Here is a 21520-nt window from a genome sequence, read left to right as displayed (position 1 = left end):
CGACTCGTATGCTCCGGCCGATGGCCTCGCCCACCCCCCTGCGGGAACGTCACATCGTGCGGCGATGGCCGGCGACCGACGAGGTGCGAACGGCGCTCGCGGCCCCGCGTGACGACCTGATCAGCGAGGTCCCGGGCGAGGAGGAGGGCACGTTCGTCCAGGCCGACGGGCCGTTCGACGGCTACCGCCGGACGGTCGTCGACGAGGGCGACCAGCTGCTCGAACGCACCACCTATCGCCTGCTGCTCCCCTGGTTCGGCTGGCTGTTCGCGCTCCCCGTCCGGTGGACGATCGCCCGCCGGGGCCGCCCTCCGGCGCTCCCCGGCGACGCCCGGGGGCGGAAGACGCCGCAATCGACACCGTGGTGGTCGCCGCCGGACCGCCTGACCCAGCGCCAGCTCACGATCCTCGGTCTGCTCGCCGCCTCGTCGATGTCGTCGGCGTTCATCAACACCCTGTTCACGCAGACCGTGAACTTCGCCGCCGACGACTTCGGCGTGGGCGACACCGGCATCGGCGTCGCCGGCTCGGTCGTCCGGGCGGGCATCGTGATCGCCCTCCCGGTCGCCGTGCTCGCCGACCGGATCGGGCGCCGCAAGGTGATCGTGGCGATGTCGTTCGCCTCCCCGGTCGTGTCGGCCGCGGGCGCCCTGGCCCCCAGCTTCCCGTTTCTCGTCGCCACCCAGGCGGTGGGCCGGCCGCTCGGCCTGGCACTCGACTTCATGGTCGCCGTGGTCGCCGCCGAGGAGATGCCGCGCAACTCGAGGGCCTACGCCGTGAGCGTGCTGGCGATGGCGAGCGGCCTCGGCGCCGGCGTGGCCGTCCTCGCCCTGCCGCTGGCCGACATCTCCGACTCGGGCTGGCGGCTCGTCTACGTCGTCGCCCTGATCTGGCTCGTCGTGGCCGTCGACATGTACCGGCGCCTTCCCGAGACGCAGCGATTCGAGCGCCCCCACGTGGTCGCCACCCGTCTCGACCGCCGCCGGTTCGGCGTGCTCGCCGCCATCGCCCTGTTGACGAACCTGCTGATCGCCCCGGCGTCGTTCTTCCAGAACGACTACCTCGAGGACGAGCGCGGCTACTCGGCGACGATCATCGCCGTGTTCACGCTGGCCACGGCCACACCGGCCGCCCTCGGCCTGATCGCCGGCGGCCGGCTGGCCGACACCGGCGGGCGCCGTCGCGTGGTGGCCGCCGGCCTACCCGCCGCAGCCCTGCTCGTGACGCTGTCGTTCAGCATCGGCGGCCCGCTGATGTGGCTCGCCACGGTGCTCGCCGGCATCGCCGGCGCCGTTGCCTACCCGGCGCTGGCCGTCTACCGGGCCGAGCTGTTCCCGACCGGCAACCGGGGCCGGGCGGCCGGGCTGCTCACCACGTCGGCCCTGGTCGGCGGCATCGGCGGCCTCCTGATCATGGGGCAGCTCCTCGACCGCGGGGTGTCGCACGGGGCGGTGATCGGCGGGCTCGCTCTCGGGCAGCTCGCCGCCGTCGGCGTCGCCCTCCGCTGGCTCCCCGAGACGGCTCACCGTGAGCTCGAGGACCTCAACCCCGAGGACCTCGCCGAGGGGTGAGGCCGCGCCGGAGACGTCGCATCGGTCACATCGCGACCGCTCCCATCTAGAGCATCACGTGTGCTATCGGGTAACGTCATCGCCGCTCGTGGCTGCCATGCCGGCGTTCGCCGGCGGAAGGGTCTGAGAGCCCTGGGGTTATCAACCCGGGTCCCCACACCGAGTGTGCGGCAGTGCAGCCGCGCGCAGATGCAGGAGACATCGTGGAATTATCACTGTTCGCAGCCGAGGGCGGCTGGCAGGACTTCACCCTGAAAGGCGGCGAGTGGGCAGTACTCCTGCTCTCGGTAGCAGCCGCCTTGCTGGCGATCGGCGTCGGGTTCTACCTCGTCAGGGCCGTCCTCGCCGCCGATGAGGGCACTCCCAAGATGAAGGAGATCGCGGCCGCGATCCAGGAGGGCGCATGGGCCTACCTGAAGCGCCAGTTCCGCACGATCGGGCTGATCCTCGTGCCGCTGGCCGTGGTCGTGTTCGTCACGTCGACGGCGATCGAGAAGACCAACGGTGAGACGGCGCTGTCGTTTGCCCAGTCCGGCCTCTTCCGCACCATCGCCTTCATCCTCGGCTGCGCGGCGTCCGGCCTCACGGGCTACATCGGCATGACCCTGGCCACCCGGGGCAACGTGCGCACCGCCGCCGCCGCCCGCTCCGGCAACATGGGCGACGCCCTCACGGTGGCGTTCCGCACCGGCGGCGTCGCCGGCATGTTCACGGTCGGGCTCGGTCTGCTCGGCGCGACGATCATCATCATCCTCTTCCAGAACACGTCGTCGGCCATCCTCGTCGGCTTCGGCTTCGGCGGTTCGCTGCTCGCCCTCTTCCTCCGCGTCGGTGGCGGCATCTTCACCAAGGCCGCCGACGTCGGCGCCGACCTCGTCGGCAAGGTGGAGGCCGGCATCCCCGAGGACGACCCCCGCAACCCGGCCACCATCGCCGACAACGTGGGCGACAACGTCGGCGACTGCGCCGGCATGGCCGCCGACCTCTTCGAGAGCTACGAGGTGACCCTCGTGGCGTCGATCATCCTCGGCGTCGCGGCGTTCAACTCGATCGGCATGAACCCGGCCCTCGGCCTCATCTTCCCGCTCGCCGCCCGCGCCATCGGCGTGGTGGCCTCGATCGCCGGCGTCTTCGCCGTGAAGGCCAAGCCGGGCGAGACCAACGCCCTGAAGCCCATCAACAAGGGCTTCTTCGTCGCCGGATCGCTCACCCTGATCGGCACGCTGATCCTCGCCCTCGTGTACGTGGGCAACGACGAGGCGTCGGCCGGCTGGAAGTGCTTCGGCGCCGTCGCCATCGGCCTCGTGCTCGCCCAGCTCGTCAGCCGCCTGACCGAGTACTACACCGCCACCCACTTCAGCCCGGTGCAGGAAGTCGCCGAATCGGCCGAGACCGGCCCGGCCACGGTCGTGCTGTCGGGCACATCGCTCGGCCTCGAGTCGTCGGTCTACGCCGTCATCGCCATCGCCGCGGCGATCGGCGTGTCGCTCGCCCTCGGCGGCGGCAACCTGCAGTTCTCGCTCTACCTGGTGGCCCTCACCGGCATGGGCATGCTCGCCACCACCGGCGTCATCGTGTCCGAGGACACGTTCGGCCCGGTGTCGGACAACGCCGCCGGCATCGCCGAGATGTCGGGCGAGTTCCACGGCGAGCCGGAGAGGATCATGGTCAGCCTCGACGCCGTCGGCAACACCACCAAGGCCGTCACCAAGGGCTTTGCCATCGGCTCGGCCGTCATCGCCGCCGTCGCCCTGTTCGCCAGCTTCATCGAGACCGCCGCCGGCGAGGTCCTGCAGACCGAGGTCGTCGAGGGCCTGAAGCGCACCAAGCGCGGGGTGTTCGACCTGCTCCAGATCAACGTCGCCGACCCGAAGATCTTCATCGGCCTGCTCATCGGCGGCGCCGTGCCGTTCCTGTTCTCCGCCCTCGCCATCCGCGCCGTGGGCCGCACGGCCGGCGTCGTGGTCCGCGAGGTCCGCGACCAGTTCGCCGACGGCAAGATCATGGCCGGCACGAAGGAGCCCGACTACGGCCCGGTCATCGACATCTGCACCGCAGCGTCGCTTCGTGAGCTCACGACGCCGGCGCTGCTCGCCGTGCTCACCCCGGTCATCATCGGCTTCGGCATCGGGTGGGAGGCCCTCGGGGGCTTCCTCGCCGCCGTGATCCTCACCGGCCAGCTGATGGCCAACTACCTGTCCAACTCGGGTGGTGCGTGGGACAACGCCAAGAAGTACATCGAAGACGGCCACCACGGCGGCAAGGGCTCGGAAGCCCACAAGGCCGCCGTCATCGGCGACACCGTCGGCGACCCCTACAAGGACACGGCCGGGCCGGCCCTCAACCCGCTGATCAAGGTGATGAACCTCGTCTCGCTGCTGATCCTGCCGGCGATCATCGCCCTCGAGCCGATCAACGGCGAGGGCATGTTCGGCCTGCCGGGCAGCGCCGAGGAGCTCGGCGAGCTCGTCAAGCTGCAGGACGGCAGCGGCGTCCGCTTCCTCATCGCGATCGGCGCCGCGATCGTGCTCATCGGCGCGATCATCTTCTCGTCGCGAAAGACCGAGAGCCTCGCCGGCGGCACCGCTCCCGCCGCCGCCGTCTCCACGGCCGGCCACTGAGCGCCGATCGTTCGGCGCACATCTGTAGTAAGTAAGTCGACATGTTCTCCGGGTTGGCCGACTGGGTCACCGATGTCATCGATCGCATCGGTTACGTGGGCGTGGCCCTGTTGGTCGCCCTGGAGAACGTGTTCCCCCCGATCCCCTCGGAGATCGTCCTGCCGTTCGCCGGTTTCTCGGCCCGCGACGGCAAAGCGACCCTGTGGGGAATGATCATCGCCGCGACGATCGGTTCGATCGTCGGCGCCCTCGTGCTCTACGGCATCGCCGCGTGGATCGGTCCCGACCGGCTCGACCGCTTCCTCATCCGCTACGGCAAGTGGTTCCGGCTGACGCCCGCCGACGTGGTGAAGGCCGACCGGTGGTTCGACCGGCACTCCGACATGGCCGTCCTGCTGTGTCGGTGCGTCCCGCTGGTGCGGTCGCTCATCTCCATCCCCGCCGGGTTCCGGCGCATGGACCTCAAGCGCTTCTTGGTGCTCACCACGGTCGGGTCGGTCGTGTGGAACACCGGACTGATCCTCGCCGGCTACATCCTGCGGCGACAGTGGCACGACGTCGAGCCGATCCTCGGCGTGGTCCAGTACATCGTGATCGCCCTCATCCTGTTGGCGATCGCCTGGTACGTCTGGAGCCGCTTCCTCTCCCCCAAGGCGAAGGCTCGGGCGGCGGCGAGTCAGCCCGACCCGACGTAGTCGACGGGGCGCACCGCGCCGGCGACGTACAACGGGTGGCGCGGTGAGCCGTCGGCGTTGCAGCCCACCGTCACCGGTCGGAGCGCGGCACGGCGGATGCGCCGCAGCATCGCGGCGGCGGCCGGCCCGACGCCGACTCCGGGGACGTCGTGCCGTCCCCAGGCGACCATCACCATCCCGGCCGGCTCGGCGACGCGGATCGACACCGCCACCGCACGGCGGTTGCCGGGGCCGAGCGGGTCCGCGGCGGCGGCGAGGTCGCGGGGACGGTGCGTCCGGTAGCCGAAGAGGTTGACGACGTGACAGCCGCCGAAGCCCCACGATCGTGACAGGCCGATCACCCGCCGGGTCGTCGGATCGTCGCTCGTGGTGTCGGCGGCCGACGGGTTGAGCATCACCCAGACGAGGGGTGGCGCAGACTCGTCCCACGTGCGCGTGAGGCGATAGCGAAACCGCCGGTCCCGGGAGAACGAGGCCCCACGCACCACCGGACTCACAGCGTGGACAGCCACTCGCCGATCACTGCGGCGACCGCCGAATCGGCCCCCTTCAGGTCGTGACCCTTGCCCTCGACCCAGTGGTGGCTCACCGGTCCGCCCACGGTCTTCGACCACTGCCGGAGCTCGTCGGGGCTGGCGAAGGGATCCTTCGTGCCGTGGACGAACAGCCACGGCACCGCGACGTCGGGAAGGTGCTCGACACGGAGCCGGTCGGGCTTGCCGGGCGGATGCAGGGGGTAGGCGATCGTGACGACGCCCTTGAGGCGCTTCGGCGGCGCCAGACCGTCGGCACCGGCGGCGACCATCGAGCAGATGCGCCCGCCCATCGAGCGCCCGCCGACGACGACGTCGCGACGGCTGCCGATCGCCGCCAGTTCCTCGCGCACGGCGTTCATCAACGCCGGCGGCCGGTCGGGCGCCCGCCGCCCCGCCTTCCGATAGGGGAAATCGGCGCGGACGACGGACCACCCCTTGATCGCCGACACGTGGTCGTCGACGGCCCGCAGGGCGGGCGACTCGCTCGACGCCCCGGCCCCGGGGAACAGTAGGAGGGAGGCAGCCATCGCCGACCGAGCGTAGCCAGCCCCCCGGATCCGCCGGCGACGTGACGCAGAATCCCCTTGATCGATACAGAGGATCCAGGTACTGTATCAATACAGAACTTCGGTACGAAGGCCGTGTCCAGGGAAGGAGCACGAGATGGAGATGATGGTGGCGATGGTGCAGAGCCGCGACGCGCAACGCCGGCACCTGGCGGGCGGCCACATCGGCGGGCCGGTGAAGCCGCCCAAGCAGCGACGCCGACCCGATCGTGCTCGGAACCGGCCCGTCCGGCGGCTGCGCGTGCACCTGTCGCGTGCGGTGTTGGCGGTCGGCCGGGCGATCGAGCCGCGGCCGGCCAGCGGTGGCCCGGCCTGCACGCCGACGAACTGACCGGGTGACGTTTCGGGGCCAGAGCACGAACGCGTTAGGGTCGGCCGTGGGCGCCCTGCCCGCCTTGCCGATGAGCCGTGTGACGTTGCAGACCATCGCCGACGAAGTCGGCGTCTCGAGGATGACCGTCTCCAACGCGTTCTCCCGGCCCGACCAGCTCTCGGCGGCGCTCCGCGAACGCATCCTCGCCACCGCCGAGCAGCTCGGCTACGTCGGACCCGACCCGGCGGCGCGGGCCCTTCGATCGGGAACGACCGGCGCGGTCGGAATCGTGCTCACCGACTCGGCGATCACGGCGTTCACCGACGAGGTCGCCACGCGATTCTTCGGGGCGATCGCCACCGAGCTGGCGCCCACGGGGCTGGCCCTCACGCTCGTCCCCGCCGTCGAGCTCGACGGTCGGGTCCCGGCGCGCGACGTCGCCATGGACGCCGCCCTCCTCTACCACTGCGATCCCACCTCGCCGGCGGCGACGTGGCTCGTCAAGCGCAACCTCCCGCTGGTGTACGTCGACCAGTTCCCGCGTGACGGCGTCACGTGCATCAACGTCGCCGACCGCGCCGGAGCCAGAGCGGCCGCTCAGCACCTCGTCGAGCTCGGCCATCGCCACGTCGGGGCCATCACGTTCAGCGTGCGTCCCGGCGCCGATGTCACCGACCCGACGCCGATCGACACCGACGGCTTCGGTGCGAGCGAGCGCCTCCGCGGCTGGTCCGAGGCCCTCGACGACGCCGGGATCACCCCGCCGACGTTCCGCACCAACGACACCAGTGCGGCCGGCGCCCGGACTGCGCTCGATCGGCTCCTGGCCGCCGACCCTCAGCTCACCGCTGTCCTGTGCTTCTCCGACGTGATGGCCAGCAGCCTCGTGGCCGCGGCCGAAGACCGCGGGCTCACCGTGCCGGGCGACCTGTCGGTGGTCGGCTTCGACGACACCCCCTTCGCCGCCCACACCCGACCCCGACTCACCACCGTGCACCAGGACGTCCTCGAGAAGGGTCGCCTGGCCGCCCGCGCGGTGATCTCGCTGTTGCGGGATCCCCAGATCGCCGCCGAACACGTGGTGCTGCCGACCGAGCTGGTCGTCCGCGACAGCACGGCGCCGCCGCCGTCGTAGCCCTGGGCGACGCTCAGCCCCGGACGGCGTCGTTGAGGATGCGGCGGGCCTCGGCGAGCTCGCGGACCGCCGTGGAGGCGTCGACGGAGTCGCCGCCGTGGTCGGGGTGCACCTCGCGCATCCGCGTCCGGAAACGGGCGGTGATCTCCCGTTTCGATGGCACCGCCGTACCGAGTGGGAAGCCGAGCATCTCGAGGGCCCACGCCCTGGGATCGGCGAGCGAGGACAGCGTGGTGATCGCCGAGCCGGCGAGATGGGCGATGAGCGAGGGACCGACCGGTCCGTGCCAACGAGCGGCCCGGTGCAACACCGGAGCGATGACATGACGACTCGACTCCTCCAACCGTTCGACCGCGTAGATCGCGCCGAGCACCATCGCCAACGGCGAGCCATGGGTGTCGAACTCGAAGCCGAGCTCCTCCCCCGCGCCGACGTCGGCGTGACCGACGAGCTGGTGAAGCGAGCGACCGAGGCCGTGCCGATCCACCTGGAACCGGTGGCGCAGTCGAGGCTGGAGGACGCGCCCTCCTGCTTCGACCTGGTCGATCAACCGGTGGATGTCGGGGACGAGATCGTCGTCGACGTCAGGGATGTGACGGGCGACCACCGCGCCCAGGAGCAGCCCTCCGAATCCGGGCGCGGGGTCGACCGGCAGTACGAGGTTGCCGAGCGACAGCCGTCTCGTGGGAGCCAGCGGGCGGGTGTGCCACAGTTCGAGTTCGGCGAGCAGCACGGTGGGTGCCGCTGATCAGACGTAGCCGCGGACGAGCGACCTCAGCTCCTGCGCGGCGCCGATCACGTCGGAGCTCGACGACTCCTCGTCGTCGGCGAGTTCGCCCAGCGCGCCGACGGACTCGACGATCTTGCTCCAGGCGGCGCCGCCCACCCCGTAGGGCGCGTGGGTGGGCTTCACGACGGCGACGATGCTCGCCACGGCGTCGCGTCCGATCCGGTCGTCCGCGTCCTTCGCCAGGCGGTCGGCCGCGCTGAACAGCTGAGAGAGGATGTCCTCGGGCGGGGCGTCCTCGTCGGGCACGTGCACGGCCAGGGTGCCGGCCTCGAGCGAGTCGAGCAGATCGTCGACAGCCTGCTCGGCGGCGGCCGGGACGAACAGCGTGGCGGCTTCCCAGCGATGCGGGATGCCCGCCTCGGCCAAGGCCGCGGTGAGCGTCTTGCGCTCGGCGTCGGGCCACTCGTCGAGGCCGTATTCGACCGGCGTCTCGTCGTCGGGTAGCGGGATCGGGAACGGACCAAGGGCCTCCTCGAGCCGGGCGAAGAGGGCGTCGGTCGCCTCCTCCTGCTCCTCGGGGACCACCAGTTCGTCCACGCCGTCGTCGCTCTCCCAGACGTGGGCGATGTCCTCTTCGGCCAGCGCTTCGGCCAGCTCGGCACGCTGCTCGACCGTCCACGCCGACACGTCGTAGTGGACCTTCACGGTGTCGGGGTCGGTCGGATTCCAATCGGTCACGACCAGCACGTTAGATGCCGGCGGCGGCAGGTCCACCCTCACGCGATCTTTAGAGTGATTTACGGGCACGAGTTAGGCGGTCCTTAATTCGAAATGACCGCTGACATGGGTACAACATCGGCCTAGGATCGCACCGTGCCGACTGCGGTCCGCACGGTCCATCCTCCCGCCAACGAACGGAGCCGCCATGAAGGGGCACGACGACATCATCGAGCTGCTGAACGAGGTGCTCACCGGTGAGCTCACGGCGATCAACCAGTACTTCCTGCACGCCAAGATGTGCGACAACTGGGGCTACAAGCGCCTCGCCCACACGATCCGCGACGAGTCGATCGACGAGATGAAGCACGCCGAGGCGCTCGTCGAGCGCGTGCTCTACCTCGAAGGCGTGCCGAACCTCCAGCGGTTGTCGCCCCTCAAGATCGGCGAAACCGTCCCCGAACAATTGACCAATGATCTCGCCGTGGAGATGGCCGCTCTCAAACGGCTCAACGACGGCATCGCACTGTGTGTCAGCCGGGGCGACAACGGCACGCGTGAATTGCTCGCCGACATCCTCACCGACGAGGAGCACCACGTCGACTGGCTGGAGACGCAGCTCGAGTCGATCGCCCAGATCGGCCTCGAGAACTACCTCTCCCAGCAGCTCCACGAGTCGTAACGCCCCGTCTTTGGACGCGTGGCGCAGCATGCCATGATGGCGCCCGGAGGAGGCCTACTCTCCCACTGACCTTCCCAGGGGGCCCACATGGAAGTTTCCGTCACGGTGAACGGCACGCTGCACACGCACGACGTCGAGCCACGCACGCTGCTCGTCCACTACCTACGAGACCACGTCAAGCTGACCGGTACCAACATCGGCTGCGACACCTCCTCGTGCGGAGCCTGCACGGTGCACATCGACGGCGAGTCGGTCAAGAGCTGCACCGTCCTGGCCGCCCAGGCCGACGGCTCGTCGGTCACCACGATCGAGGGGCTCGCCGACGGCGACACCCTCCACCCGATGCAGCAGGCGTTCATGGAGAACCACGGTCTCCAGTGCGGTTACTGCACACCGGGCATGATCATGGCGGCGACCAGCCTGCTCGACGAGATCCCCCATCCCACCGAACAGGACGTGCGGATCGGCCTCGAAGGCAACCTCTGCCGCTGCACGGGCTACCACAACATCGTCAAGGCCGTGCTCGCCGCGGCCGAGGCCGGGTGACACGATGAGCGCCGTCGACACGGCCGCAGCCCCGTTCATCGGCCAGCGGCTGTTGCGCCGGGAGGACCCGGCCCTGCTCACCGGCGAGGCCCGCTACACCAACGACCTCCAGCTGCCCGGCGCGCTCCATCTCGCCCTCGTCCGCAGCCCCCATGCCCACGCGCGCATCGTGTCGATCGACACCAGCGCAGCAGCCGCCGTGCCCGGCGTGACTGCCGTGTACACCGGGGCCGATCTGGCCGACGCGTGGGCCGCGCCGATGCCGTGTGCATGGCCGGTCACCGAGGACATGAAGAACCCCGCGCACCACCCGCTCGCGCAGGGCAAGGTCTGCTACGTCGGCGACGGCGTCGCCGCCGTCATCGCCACCTCCGAAGCGGCGGCTCGTGACGCCGTCGAACTCGTCGACGTCACGTACGAGCCGCTCGAAGCCGTGATCGACCTCGAGGACGCCCTCTCCGACCGTGTCGTCATCCACGAGGAGCTCGGCACCAACGCGTCCTACACCTGGCCGTTGAAGGTCGAGGCCAACGAGGGCGACATCGACCGGGCGTTCGCCGAGGCGGCGTTCACCGTCAGCGAGCGCTACGTGCAGCAGCGCCTCCTCCCGATGGCGATGGAGACGCGGGCCATCGCCGCCGTGCCCCAGCCGTTCGGCGGGGACATCACGCTGTACTCGGCGACCCAGGTCCCGCACATCCTCAAGGTGATGGCGGCGATCACGCTGGGCATCCCCGAGCACCAGGTTCGTGTCATCGCTCCGTCGGTGGGCGGTGGCTTCGGCAGCAAGCTCAACGTGTACGCCGAGGAGCTGCTGTGCATGGCCCTCGCCCGCAAGCACGGAGTACCGGTGCGCTGGGCGGAGACGCGCACCGAGAACAGCGTCGCCACCATCCACGGTCGGGGCCAGATCCAGAAGATCGACCTCGCCGCCGACGCCGACGGCAAGCTCACCGCCGTGCGAGTGCGGCTCCTCGCCGACATGGGCGCCTACCTCCAGCTCGTCACCCCGGGGATCCCGCTGCTCGGAGCGTTCCTCTATGCCGGCGTGTACGACCTGCCCCAGGCCTACGACTTCGAGTGCACGTCGGTGTTCACGACGATGACGCCGACCGACGCCTACCGCGGCGCCGGCCGGCCGGAGGCGACCTACGCCATCGAACGGGCGATGGACTCCCTCGCCGCGACGATGGGCATCGACCCGCTCGAACTGCGCCGCCGCAACTACATCCGCAAGGAGGCCTACCCGTACACGGCGTGGAGCGGCCTCGAGTACGACTCGGGTGATCACGACCTGGCCGCCACCGAGGCGGCTCGCCTCGCCCGCTACGACGAGTTGCGGGAACGGCAGCGCACGCAGAACGTCGAGGGCGCCACCAAGCGTCTCGGCATCGGCGTGGCGTCGTACTTCGAGATGTGCGGCCTCGCCCCGTCCCGGGTCCTCGCCTCGCTGAACTACTCGGCCGGCGGCTGGGAGGCGGCCACGGTCCGAATCCTGCCCACGGCGAAGGTGCAGGTCGTGTCGGGATCCACGCCCCACGGCCAGGGGCACGAGACGTCGTGGTCGATGATCGTCGCCGACAAGCTCGGCATCGACCCCGCCGACATCGACGTGCTGCACAGCGACACGGCGATCTCTCCGCTCGGGCTCGACACCTACGGGTCTCGTTCGCTGCCGGTCGGCGGCGTGGCCATCGCCATGGCCTGCGACAAGGTGATCGACAAGGCCAAGCAGATCGCCGCCCACCAGCTGGAGGCGAACGCCGACGACATCGAGTTCGCCGGTGGCACGTTCACCGTGGCCGGCTCGCCCGACAAGGCGCTGCCGCTGGCCGCCGTGGCCTTCGAGGCATTCACCGCCCACAACCTGCCCGACGGCCTCGAGCCCAACCTCGAGGCGCAGGTCACCTACGACCCGCCGAACTTCTCGTGGCCCTTCGGCACGCACATCTGCGTCGTCGAGGTCGACACCGAGACCGGCCACGTCGACGTGCTCGACTACGTCGCCGTCGACGACTGCGGGGTGCAGATCAACCCGCTCATCGTCGAGGGCCAGGTCCACGGCGGGGTCATCCAAGGCCTCGCCCAGGCCCTCTTCGAAGAGGCGGTGTACGACACCGACGGCAACCTCAAGACCACGACGCTGGCCGAGTACCTCGTGCCGGCGGCCAGCGACGTGCCGTCACTGACGCTCGGCCACACGGTCACGCCCTCACCCACCAACCAGCTCGGCGTCAAGGGAATCGGCGAGGCCGGCACCATCGGTGCCGCTCCCGCCGTCATCAACGCCGTGTGCGACGCCATCGGCGTCCGCAACGTCCCCATGCCCGCCAGCCCGTTCAACGTCTGGGCCGCCCTTCACGCACTCGACACTGGAGCCACCTCATGATCCCCGCTGCATTCGACTACGTCCGAGCCGGATCGGCCGAGGAGGCGATCAGCCTCATCGGCGAGCACGGCGACGAGGCCAAGTTCCTCGCCGGCGGCCACAGCCTGCTGCCGTTGATGAAGCTGCGGTTGGCCCAGCCGACCGTCCTCGTCGACATCGGCCGGCTGACCGACCTGTCCTACATCCGTGACGCCGGTGACCACATCGCCATCGGCGCCCTCACGCGGCACCGGGACGTCGAGACCTCCGAGCTGCTCGGCCAGTACGCGCCGCTGCTGAAGCATGCGGCGAGCCACGTCGGCGATCCGCAGGTCCGGCACCGCGGCACGATCGGCGGCTCGGTCGCCCACGCCGACCCGGCGTCCGACCTGCCCGCCACCACGCTCGCCCTCGGCGCCACCTACGTCGCCCAGGGTCCGAACGGGGCCCGCGAGATCGCTGCCGCCGACTTCTACGAGAGCTTCCTGCAGTCGGCGCTCGCGCCCGACGAGCTGCTCACCGAGATCCGCATCCCGAAGCGCGAAGGTGCCGGCTGGAGCTTCCAGAAGTTCAACCGCCGAGCCCAGGACTGGGCGATCGTCGGTGTCGCCGCCTGGCGGCAGAACGGTGACTCCGGCGTCGCGCTCGTGAACATGGGCTCGACACCGATCCTCGCCACGAGCGTGTCGGCCGCCCTGGCCGGCGGAGCATCGATCGAGGAGGCCGCCGAACAGGCCGCCGCCGAAGCCGATCCCCAGGCCGACCTGAACGCCAGCGTCGAGTACCGGACGCACCTCGCCAAGGTCCTCACCCGCCGGGCCCTCGCCGAAGCTTCCGCCTAGCCGGCGTCGATGTCGGCGCGCCAGCGCCGATACATCGCCACCAGCTCGTTCGCCGTCTCGTCGTCGATCTCGTCGGCGTCGATCTCCCCGGCCGCGCGGATGGTGACGCGCAGCTGCTCGAGGTACTCACGACAGTGGGGGCATCCGGCGAGGTGCCGCTCGAGCCGGTTCCGCTCACCTTTCGACAAGGCGTCTTCGAGGTAGTCGGTCAACAGGGCGACGACCTGACGACACGCGAGCGACCGGCGGAATCGCAGCATCGTCATGTTCTACCCCATCACCTCGGCCAACCCGGCGCGGACGGCGGTGCGGGCGCGGTGGAGCAGCACTCGCTGGTTGCCGCCGCTCAGCCCGAGCAGGGCGCACACGTCGTCGGCCTCCACACCCTCCACGTCCCGCAACAGCATCACCTGACGCTGGGCGTCGGGGAGGGCGTCGATGAGCCGTCGAGCCTCGGGAACGAGCCGTTCGGCGGCGAGACGGTCGGTGACCTCGTCGGCCCACGCACCGGGTGGGGCGGCCCAGGCCCCCTTGGCGTCGAACCTCTCGGCGAGGTCGTCGTCGCGCAGCGGCGCCGCCCGATGCTCTCGAGCGCCGGTGGAACGGGCCCGGTTCATCAGGATGTGGAACAGCCACGTCCGGAACGAGGATCGGCCCTCGAAGGACCGGATGCCCTTGACGACGGCGAGCCAGGTGTCCTGCGCGACCTCCTCGGCGACAGCCCTGTTGCCCACGGTGCCGAGGGCGAGCCGGACGAGCGTCGGATGGTAGCGACGCACGAGCAGGGTGAAGGCCTCCTCGTCGCCGTCGCCAAGCCGCCGGACGAGCGCAGTGTCGTCGTCCACTGCGCGCAGCGTAGGCCCCATCCCTCGGCGGGTCTTTCGAATTCGCGTGTAACGCCGCGCCGGCGAGAAGGACCGTTCCTCTGCATCGAACATCACGCAGAGGAGCGACCGATGACGACGACGGAGATCAACGAGACGCGGCTCGAGGAACTGATGGGCCAGCTGGTCGGCCACATGACCGGAGCCGCGCTCTGTTTCGGAATCTGGCTGGGCGACGAGCTCGGCTTGTATCGAGAGCTGGACGCCGGCGGGCCGGCGCGTGCGGCCGACCTGGCCACGCGCACCGGGTGCCACGAACGGCTCGTCCGTGAGTGGCTCGACGGGCAGACGGCGGGCGGCCTGGTGCACCGCGATCCGGCGGACGACACCTACTCGTTGACACCGGAGGCGGCCGCAGCTCTGGCCGACGACGAGTCGCCGGCGTTCGTGGCCCGCGCGATGAACGCGGTCGCGGCGGTGTTCATCGACATGCCGAAGGTGGCCGACGCGTTCCGCGGCGACGGGGGCCTCAGCTGGGGCGATCACCATCCGTGCCTCTTCTCGGGGACCGAATGGTTCTTCCGCACCGGCTATCGGGCCGAGCTGCCGAACTGGATCGACGGACTCGACGGCGTCGCCGACATCCTCGCCCGGGGCGGCCGCGTGGCCGACGTCGGTTGTGGCCACGGGGCGTCGGTGATCGTCCTCGCCCAGACGTACCCGGCCGCCTCGATCACCGGCTTCGACTTCCACGGACCCTCCGTCGAAACGGCCCGCGAGCGGGCCGCGGAGGCCGGCGTGTCCGACCGGACCACGTTCGAGGTCGCCGATGCGACCAGCTACCCCGGGACGTTCGACCTCATCTGCTTCTTCGACTGCCTGCACGACATGGGTGACCCGGTCGGCATCGCCCGCTACGCCCGGGAGCACCTCAACGAGGACGGCACCGTGATGCTCGTCGAGCCCTTCGCCCTCGACGGCCGCGATCAGAACATCGCCGACAACCCGCTGTCGGCGATGCTCTACACCGTTTCCTCCGCCGTCTGCACGCCGAACTCGCTCTCCCAGGACGTCGGGCTCGGTCTCGGCGCGCAGGCCGGCGAGGCCCGGTTGACAGAGGTGCTCGCCGAAGCCGGCCTCCATCGGGTTCGCCGTGTCGCCCAGACCCCGCTCAACCTGATCCTCGAAGCCAAGCCGTAGGGGTCGGTGCGGGCAGCCGGCGGGAGGAGGGGAGGTTCGGTACCTCCCGCCGGTAGGGTGGGCGTCCTGACGGCACTCGTCGTCAGTGCGCGATCGTCGAGTTGTCTCCGGCAAATTGCGCTGTCGAGACCTCACCACATCGCCAACTCGCGGCCACCGTGGCCGCGCCGCCGTCCCACGTCGCGCGCGGCGTCACTCAGAAAGCCCACACTCCATGACCTCCCCTGTCTCCGGGTTCGCCGAACTCGGCCTGCCGTCCGACTTCTGCGCCCGCCTGACCGCGAGCGGCATAGACGCGCCCTTCCCCATCCAGGCCGCCGTCATCGCCGACGCCCTCGCCGGCCGTGACGTGTGCGGCCGGGCCCCCACCGGTTCGGGCAAGACGCTGGCGTTCGGTCTCCCCGTGGTCGCCGGCCTGTCGTCGGCGTCGAACCGTCGCCCGACCGCGCTGATCCTCGCCCCCACCCGCGAGCTCGTCGACCAGATCGCCAACGAGCTGCGACCCTACGTCCGTCTCCGCAACCACGCCGTCGCCACCGTCTACGGCGGTGTCGGATACGGCCCGCAGCGCAAGGCTCTCGCCGACGGCGCGGAACTCGTCGTCGCCTGTCCCGGCCGTCTCGAGGACCTCATCGCGAGCGGCGACATCCGCCTCGACCGCGTGGAGCAGGTCGTCCTCGACGAGGCCGACCGCATGGCCGACATGGGCTTCCTCCCGTCGGTCCGCCGCATTCTCGGCCTCATCACCGGCCCCCGCCAGGTGCACCTCTTCTCGGCGACGATGAACAACGCCGTCACCAAGCTCATCGCCGAGGTCCAGACCGATCCCGTGAACCACGCCGTCGGCTCCGACCGACCCGACGTCAGCGCGGCCACCCATGTGTTCTGGAACGTCGCCCGTGCCGATCGGGCCGCGGTCGCCGCGGCGGCGATCGAATCGATGGGCTCGACCATCGTGTTCTGCCGCACCCGCCACGGGGCCGACCGCCTCGCCCGTCAGCTCAACCGGGCGGGAACGACGGCGGCCGCCATCCACGGCGGCCGTTCGCAACCCCAGCGCGACCGCGCCCTGCGCGCCTTCACCAAGGGCGATGTCACCACCCTGGTGGCCACCGACGTCGCCGCCCGCGGCGTCCACGTGGACGACGTCGCCGGCGTCGTCCACTTCGATCTGCCCGCCGACGGCGAGACCTACATCCACCGTTCCGGCCGCACCGCTCGCGCCGGTGCCCGCGGCACGGTCGTGGCGTTCGTCGACCCGGCCGACCGCCGCGACGCTCTGGCGCTCCAGCGCAGCGTCGGGATCTCGGTGTCCGTCTCCGACGTCGACCACTCCCACCTCGAGGCGCCGGCGGCGCCGCCCGCCGCGCCCGTCCCAACGGTCACGGCCGAGCCGCGAGCGGTCGACCAGCAGCGCCCCGTCGTCGCGTCGACCCGCCAGACCGGGACGGTGCGCTCCTACAACGGCGCCCGCGGGTACGGCTTCATCGACGCCGGCACGAACGAGTCGCTGTTCGTCCACCGCAGCCACCTTCCGGCGGGCAAGCGCCTGCGCAGCGGTCAGCGGGTGGAGTTCGAGATCCGTCCCGGCCAGAAGGGCCTCGAGGCGATCGACGTGCGGCTGGTGCCGGCCTGACCGGCGACCGTAGCGGCGGCTACTGCAGCGCCTGGTAGGCGCCGCCGTCCACGTGTAGCTGCAGGCCGGTGACGAACTTGGCCTGCTCGCTGCACAGGAACGTCACGATCCCGCCGAAGTCGGCGGGATCGCCGATCTCACCGAACGAGGCGTCGTCGCCGTACAGCTGCTTGACCCGGTCGGTGGCGTGCAGACCGGGCTGGACCGAGTTCACCGTCACCCCGCTGCCGGCGAGCTCGCGGGCCGCCGTCTTGAGGAAGCTGGTCGCGCCCGAGCGGGCGGTGTTCGACAAGATCAGGTTGGGCATCGGCTGGCGCACCGCGAGCGACGTGATCGCCACGATCCGCCCCCAGCCCTGGGCCTGCATGGCCGGCGCGGCAGCCTTCACCATGCCCACGACGGACAGCAGGTTGAGCTCGAGAGCGGCCTGGTAGGCCTCCACGGCCGTGTCGGCGAAGTTTCCCGCCGGCGGTCCGCCGGCGTTGGTGACGAGTACGTCGAGACCGCCGAGGGCCTCGGAGGCGGCGGCCACGAACGCCGCACCACCGGCGGCGCTCGCCACGTCGACGACGAGCGGGATCGTGCCTGGACCGACCTCGGCCGCCGCCTCGTCGATGCGGCGTCGGTCACGGCCACAGATCGCGACCGTCGCTCCTTCGGCGGCCAGTGCCCGGGCGGACGCCAAGCCCAACCCGCCCGATGCCGCGGCCACTGCAGCTCGGCGGCCCTGCAAACCCAGATCCATGCGCCCGTTCTAGCCGTTCCGGCACGGCCGCGAGCAGCCGGTCAGCTCACACCGCGGCCGGGCGGTCCAGCAGCCCGACGACCCGGCCGGCAGCGACCCGATACAGCGGGTCACCCGTTCGTTCCTCCTCGGCGAGCGCTACGTCGGCAAGCTTGACCACGTGGGCGTCGAGGTCGGCGATCGCCCGCTCGGCGATCTGTTCACGCGACGGGAGCGAGGTCCGGCGCAGGGCGTCGAGCTCGGCCCTCCCCGGGAGCCGCGGTGCCCCGGCGGCGGCGTAGGCGACCGCCATCACGGGTAGGGCGTGCGCCGCGAGGCGGGCCGCCGTGGCGTCGTCGACCCATTCGCTCACGGTGCGGATGGCGCGTGCGCCGGTGACGAGGTGCAGCGTGATGAAGTGGTCGGCGGCGATGTGGGCGGCGATGGCGAACGACGAGACGTCGTCGAGTGTCCCGCGGTCGAACGCCACGTCGCGCAACGACTCGCGGAGCTCGGGGCGGCGGGCGGTCCCGTCGAGGTCGAACGTCTCGTGCCAGGTCCCCGCCGGGCGTGCGGAGAGAACGGCGGCGATGTCGCCGAGCCGGCGACCACCCGCAGACGGCTCCGGAACGGGGAGCGCGTGACGGCGGGTCTCCCAGTCGAGCAGGGCCGCCGCGACCTGACCCTCGTGGGCGACATCCAGCCCGTAGGCGAGCCTGATGATCGGGTGGAACAGGGCAGTCCCCGGGGCATCGACGAGTGCCGGCGCGCGGTCGCGCACCGTCGCGGCGATCCCGTCGGACGCGACCTCCCGGAGCCGCTCGGCCAGGACTTCCCCGTCCGTGCGCGCTTCGGGACCGTTGCGGGCATGGGCGTCGAACACCGATCGGAGCACGCCGTCGGGAGCACCCAGCCGCTGCAGGGCGGCGAGCTCCATGGCGAGGTGGTTGCTGAAGTACCCGCGGTAGCTGGGCGAGAAGGCCAGTTCGTCATCGAGGAGTCGAGCGAGTACGGATTGGGCGGTCATGAGTCGACCGTAAGACCTCAAGCACACTTGAAGTCAACCCCTCGCGAACATCAGGCGGACCAGGCACGGACGCGGCGCAACATCGCCGGGTGTTCGGGCTCGACGTCCTCGGCCAGACGCGCCGCCGCCCAGACCACGGTCCAGCGCTCGAAGAGGTGTACATCGATCGGCCGGCGGCGCCGCGTGAGATTCAGGTGACGAGCGGCGAGCAGGCCCCGCAGTCGCGGGGCGAGCATCCGGATCATCGGCGGCGCCTCGTCAGGAACGACGCCCTCGCGGAGCAAGAGCTGCGTGCGGGCAACGTCGGCCACCGGAGGACCTCGTGTCGCGCCGGCCCAGTCGATCACGGTCGGGGCGCGGGGAGGACCGACCAGGTTGCCCGGGTGGAGGTCGCCGTGGCACAGCCGGTCACCGCCGTCCAACGTGTCGAGCAATTGGAGGCTCCGACGGCGGAGATCGTCGGGCAGCGGTCCGGCGACGGTGATGCGATCCCGCAGCGCGTCGGACAGTGCCGGCAGCCCCGGTGGAGCGACGATGTCGTGCAACTCGGCCTGACGAACCGCCAGCACTCGGGCGACCGTGCCGAGCAGAAACGGGTTCCGGGCGAGCGCAGTCAGGAGATCGTTCCCGTCGACACGCGTCATGACGAGCCCGCGCCGCCCGTCGATCGTGACGACACCACGTTGGCGGGGCGCGTGTAGCCGGCCGCCTCGAGCGCGCCGAGCACCGCGGCCTCGACGTCCGCACGACCCGGGTCGTTGCCGGGACGGAGCAGCTTGAGGACCTCACCGTCGCCGTAGACGAAGACCTCGGCCTCGCGGCCGCTGCCGACGCGCTCGCCCGGCACGCGCTCCGGTGCCTCCCCGATCTCCACGGTGGCAGTCTCCTACACTCGCAGCAACCGCGAAGCCACGAACGAGCGTGATACCCATGACCGGCGACCCGACCGGCACATCCGACGTCGACCCGACCGAGCAGCAGTGCCTCGACGCGATCGCCGACGCCGATCTGTACCCCTACTGGTACGACGACGCCGACGAACCCGAGTCCAACCCGACGCTGGTCCGCACCGAATCGTGCGACCTGTGCATCGTCGGCGGTGGCTACACCGGACTCTGGACGGCGATCATCGCCAAGGAGCGCGACCCCTCTCGTGACGTCGTGCTGATCGACGCCGCCGAAGTCGGCTCGGCGGCCAGCGGCCGCAACGGCGGCTTCATGGAGTCGAGCCTCACCCACGGCATCGCCAACGGCCAGGAACGCTTCCCCGACGAGATCGAGCTGCTCGAGCGGCTCGGGCTGGAGAACCTCAACGAGATCGAAGCGGCCATCGCCCGGTACGGCATCGACTGCGACTACGAGCGCACCGGCGTCATCGACGTGGCCACCACGTCGCACGCGGCCTCCTACTTCGACGAGCTGCGCGACGACTACGAACATCTCACGCAGCTCGGCCAGGACGTCGAGCTGCTCGACGCCGACCAGATGCGGGCCCAGATCAACTCACCCACCTACACCGGCGGCCTCTGGCGCAAGGGTCGGGCTGCGCTCGTCGATCCGGCACGACTCGTGTGGGGTATGAAGGCCGCGGCCGAGTCACTCGGTGTACGCATCTACGAGGACACCAAGGCGACCAACATCGAGCGGGACGGCGTCGGAGTGCTCGTCACCACGCCGCTCGGCAAGATCCGCGCCGCCCGCGTCGCCCTCGGCACCAACGCCTTCCCGCCGCTGCTGCGCCGCATCGGCCACTACATCGCCCCGGTGTACGACTACTGCATGGTCACCGAGCCGCTCACCCCCGAACAGCTCGACCGCATCGGCTGGTCCGGCCGGCAGGGCCTCAGCGACATCCCCAACCAGTTCCACTACTACCGGCTCACCGAGGACAACCGCATCCTGTGGGGCGGCTACGACGTCGTCTACTACTGGCGGGGCAAGGTGTCGGTCGAGCTCGAGAGCCGGCCGGCGACGTGGGCCAAGCTGAGCCGCCACTTCTTCGAGACCTTCCCGCAGCTCGACGACGTGCGGTTCAGCCACATCTGGGGCGGAGTGATCGACACATGCAGCCGCTTCTGCGTGTTCTGGGGCACGGCGATGTCGGGGCGCGTGAGCTACGCCCTCGGCTACACAGGGCTCGGCGTGGCGTCCACCCGCTTCGGGGCGAGCGTGATGCTCGATCTGCTCGACGGCCGCCGCAGCGAGGCCACCGACACCGAGTTCGTCCGCAAGAAGCCGGTGCCGTTCCCTCCCGAGCCGTTCCGGTTCGCCGGGATCCAGGCCACCCGCTGGTCGCTCGACCGGGAGGACCACACCGGCAAGCGCAACCTGTGGCTCCGCACGCTCGATCGCCTCGGCCTCGGTTTCGACAGCTGACACGGTTTCGACAGTTGACACGGTTTCGACAGTTGACACGGTTTCGAAGGGCCCCATCTGACGGTCAGCGTCGTGGTGGCGGGTTGGGCAGCAGGTTCGGTGTGTGGGTGCGTGTGTCGTGGGCGGGGTCGGCTGGTGGTGGGGTGCAGTAGGTGGGGGTGATGCGATTGTGGAACCGGCACATCAACCGGCCGTTGTCCTGCGAGTTGTCTCCGCTGGCGTGGACCGGCACGATGTGGTCGACATCGCACACGTCGATTGGGGCGTCACAACCGTCGGGGTGTTGACAGTGTCGATCACGCACTTGAATCGCCCGGCGCAACGCCCCGGTGAACGTGCGGGCATCGGACTTCTCGATGGCCCGGAAATGACCGTCGAACACCATGGTCTCCACATCGACCGCATCCAGAT

General features: G+C 70.5%; 23 protein-coding genes. 12 read left to right on the top strand and 11 right to left on the bottom strand.

All coding sequences use genetic code 11. The features are described from left to right. The first annotated feature begins 20 nt into the window (after window positions 1–20). From DN771_RS21120 to DN771_RS21110, 3 genes are all read left to right on the top strand, one after another. The gene (locus DN771_RS21120; protein ID WP_162942218.1) at window positions 21–1571 is read left to right on the top strand and encodes an MFS transporter; all 1551 of its coding nucleotides are present in this window, start codon (window positions 21–23) and stop codon (window positions 1569–1571) included. Window positions 1572–1774: 203 nt separating this feature from the next. Further along, entirely contained in the window at window positions 1775–4192 is a 2418-nt protein-coding gene (locus DN771_RS21115) for a sodium-translocating pyrophosphatase (RefSeq protein WP_227462424.1), read from the top strand. Between the two features lie 41 nt (window positions 4193–4233). Further along, window positions 4234–4887, top strand: coding sequence for a DedA family protein (locus tag DN771_RS21110; RefSeq protein WP_116999545.1), 654 nt, complete (start codon window positions 4234–4236; stop codon window positions 4885–4887). On the opposite strand, the gene DN771_RS21105 is transcribed toward DN771_RS21110, so the two are convergent. Together DN771_RS21105 and DN771_RS21100 are read right to left on the bottom strand one after the other, a co-directional pair. Beyond that, window positions 4869–5375: a DUF1643 domain-containing protein gene (locus tag DN771_RS21105; RefSeq protein WP_162942217.1), complete on the bottom strand. Its 507-nt coding sequence runs from the start codon at window positions 5373–5375 to the stop codon at window positions 4869–4871. The genes DN771_RS21110 and DN771_RS21105 overlap by 19 nt on opposite strands. 5 nt (window positions 5376–5380) lie before the next feature. Then, window positions 5381–5950 (bottom strand): alpha/beta hydrolase family protein, encoded by a 570-nt coding sequence (locus DN771_RS21100; protein ID WP_116999544.1) that lies wholly within the window; start codon window positions 5948–5950, stop codon window positions 5381–5383. A gap of 136 nt (window positions 5951–6086) precedes the next feature. Between DN771_RS21100 and DN771_RS21095 the strand changes: the two genes are divergently transcribed. Both DN771_RS21095 and DN771_RS21090 read left to right on the top strand, forming a co-directional pair. Next, window positions 6087–6320, top strand: coding sequence for a hypothetical protein (locus DN771_RS21095; RefSeq protein ID WP_116999543.1), 234 nt, complete (start codon window positions 6087–6089; stop codon window positions 6318–6320). A gap of 46 nt (window positions 6321–6366) precedes the next feature. Beyond that, window positions 6367–7437 (top strand): LacI family DNA-binding transcriptional regulator, encoded by a 1071-nt coding sequence (locus DN771_RS21090; protein WP_205528698.1) that lies wholly within the window; start codon window positions 6367–6369, stop codon window positions 7435–7437. Between the two features lie 13 nt (window positions 7438–7450). Here DN771_RS21090 and DN771_RS21085 read toward each other — a convergent pair whose 3' ends face one another. Both DN771_RS21085 and DN771_RS21080 read right to left on the bottom strand, forming a co-directional pair. Further along, window positions 7451–8170, bottom strand: a complete 720-nt coding sequence (locus tag DN771_RS21085; RefSeq protein ID WP_116999542.1) for a J domain-containing protein — start codon at window positions 8168–8170, stop codon at window positions 7451–7453. A 15-nt stretch (window positions 8171–8185) separates the two neighbouring features. Next, a complete protein-coding gene (locus DN771_RS21080; protein WP_162942216.1) occupies window positions 8186–8905 on the bottom strand; it encodes a hypothetical protein in 720 nt (239 codons plus the stop codon). Between the two features lie 187 nt (window positions 8906–9092). Between DN771_RS21080 and bfr the strand changes: the two genes are divergently transcribed. The 4 genes from bfr to DN771_RS21060 all read left to right on the top strand — a co-directional run bounded on the left by bfr (window position 9093) and on the right by DN771_RS21060 (window position 13322). Beyond that, window positions 9093–9566, top strand: coding sequence for a bacterioferritin (gene bfr / locus DN771_RS21075; protein WP_116999540.1), 474 nt, complete (start codon window positions 9093–9095; stop codon window positions 9564–9566). 87 nt (window positions 9567–9653) lie between these two features. After that, window positions 9654–10112, top strand: a complete 459-nt coding sequence (locus tag DN771_RS21070) for a (2Fe-2S)-binding protein (RefSeq protein WP_116999539.1) — start codon at window positions 9654–9656, stop codon at window positions 10110–10112. A 4-nt stretch (window positions 10113–10116) separates the two neighbouring features. After that, the gene (locus DN771_RS21065) at window positions 10117–12501 is read left to right on the top strand and encodes a xanthine dehydrogenase family protein molybdopterin-binding subunit (protein ID WP_116999538.1); all 2385 of its coding nucleotides are present in this window, start codon (window positions 10117–10119) and stop codon (window positions 12499–12501) included. Next, window positions 12498–13322: an FAD binding domain-containing protein gene (locus DN771_RS21060; RefSeq protein WP_116999537.1), complete on the top strand. Its 825-nt coding sequence runs from the start codon at window positions 12498–12500 to the stop codon at window positions 13320–13322. The genes DN771_RS21065 and DN771_RS21060 overlap by 4 nt, the downstream gene beginning before the upstream one ends. Here DN771_RS21060 and DN771_RS21055 read toward each other — a convergent pair. Continuing rightward, a complete protein-coding gene (locus DN771_RS21055) occupies window positions 13319–13588 on the bottom strand; it encodes a zf-HC2 domain-containing protein (RefSeq protein ID WP_116999536.1) in 270 nt (89 codons plus the stop codon). The genes DN771_RS21060 and DN771_RS21055 overlap by 4 nt on opposite strands. A 3-nt stretch (window positions 13589–13591) precedes the next feature. Further along, window positions 13592–14167 (bottom strand): RNA polymerase sigma factor, encoded by a 576-nt coding sequence (locus tag DN771_RS21050; RefSeq protein WP_205528697.1) that lies wholly within the window; start codon window positions 14165–14167, stop codon window positions 13592–13594. A 126-nt stretch (window positions 14168–14293) separates the two neighbouring features. Here DN771_RS21050 and DN771_RS21045 point away from each other — a divergent pair, with 126 nt between their 5' ends. Together DN771_RS21045 and DN771_RS21040 are read left to right on the top strand one after the other, a co-directional pair. Further along, window positions 14294–15346, top strand: coding sequence for a class I SAM-dependent methyltransferase (locus DN771_RS21045; protein ID WP_116999607.1), 1053 nt, complete (start codon window positions 14294–14296; stop codon window positions 15344–15346). 214 nt (window positions 15347–15560) lie between these two features. Continuing rightward, entirely contained in the window at window positions 15561–16982 is a 1422-nt protein-coding gene (locus tag DN771_RS21040) for a DEAD/DEAH box helicase (RefSeq protein ID WP_116999534.1), read from the top strand. 19 nt (window positions 16983–17001) lie between these two features. Here the strand turns inward: DN771_RS21040 and DN771_RS21035 are convergent, their stop codons facing one another. The 4 genes from DN771_RS21035 to DN771_RS21020 are packed head-to-tail and all read right to left on the bottom strand — an operon-like array spanning window position 17002 to window position 19607. Further along, window positions 17002–17727 carry an SDR family oxidoreductase gene (locus DN771_RS21035; protein ID WP_116999533.1) on the bottom strand — a complete coding sequence of 242 codons (726 nt, stop codon included), beginning with the start codon at window positions 17725–17727 and terminating at the stop codon, window positions 17002–17004. 46 nt (window positions 17728–17773) lie between these two features. Beyond that, window positions 17774–18733, bottom strand: a complete 960-nt coding sequence (locus DN771_RS21030) for a questin oxidase family protein (RefSeq protein WP_116999532.1) — start codon at window positions 18731–18733, stop codon at window positions 17774–17776. Window positions 18734–18783: 50 nt separating this feature from the next. Continuing rightward, window positions 18784–19401 (bottom strand): phosphotransferase family protein, encoded by a 618-nt coding sequence (locus DN771_RS21025; RefSeq protein WP_116999531.1) that lies wholly within the window; start codon window positions 19399–19401, stop codon window positions 18784–18786. Continuing rightward, on the bottom strand, window positions 19374–19607 hold the full coding sequence (locus DN771_RS21020; protein ID WP_116999530.1) for a hypothetical protein: 234 nt from the start codon (window positions 19605–19607) through the stop codon (window positions 19374–19376). Before DN771_RS21020 ends, DN771_RS21025 begins: the two co-directional genes overlap by 28 nt. A gap of 56 nt (window positions 19608–19663) precedes the next feature. On the opposite strand from DN771_RS21020, the gene DN771_RS21015 reads away from it, so the two are divergent. Next, window positions 19664–21109, top strand: coding sequence for an NAD(P)/FAD-dependent oxidoreductase (locus DN771_RS21015; RefSeq protein WP_116999529.1), 1446 nt, complete (start codon window positions 19664–19666; stop codon window positions 21107–21109). A gap of 64 nt (window positions 21110–21173) precedes the next feature. Here the strand turns inward: DN771_RS21015 and DN771_RS21010 are convergent. Next, on the bottom strand, window positions 21174–21520 hold a 347-nt coding region (locus tag DN771_RS21010; RefSeq protein ID WP_205528695.1), incomplete at its 5' end, for an HNH endonuclease signature motif containing protein.

This window comes from Desertimonas flava, assembly GCF_003426815.1.
Classification (GTDB): domain Bacteria; phylum Actinomycetota; class Acidimicrobiia; order Acidimicrobiales; family Ilumatobacteraceae; genus Desertimonas; species Desertimonas flava.
Note: the sequence above shows the minus strand (reverse complement) of the source record. Positions and strands in the feature narration are given on the sequence as shown.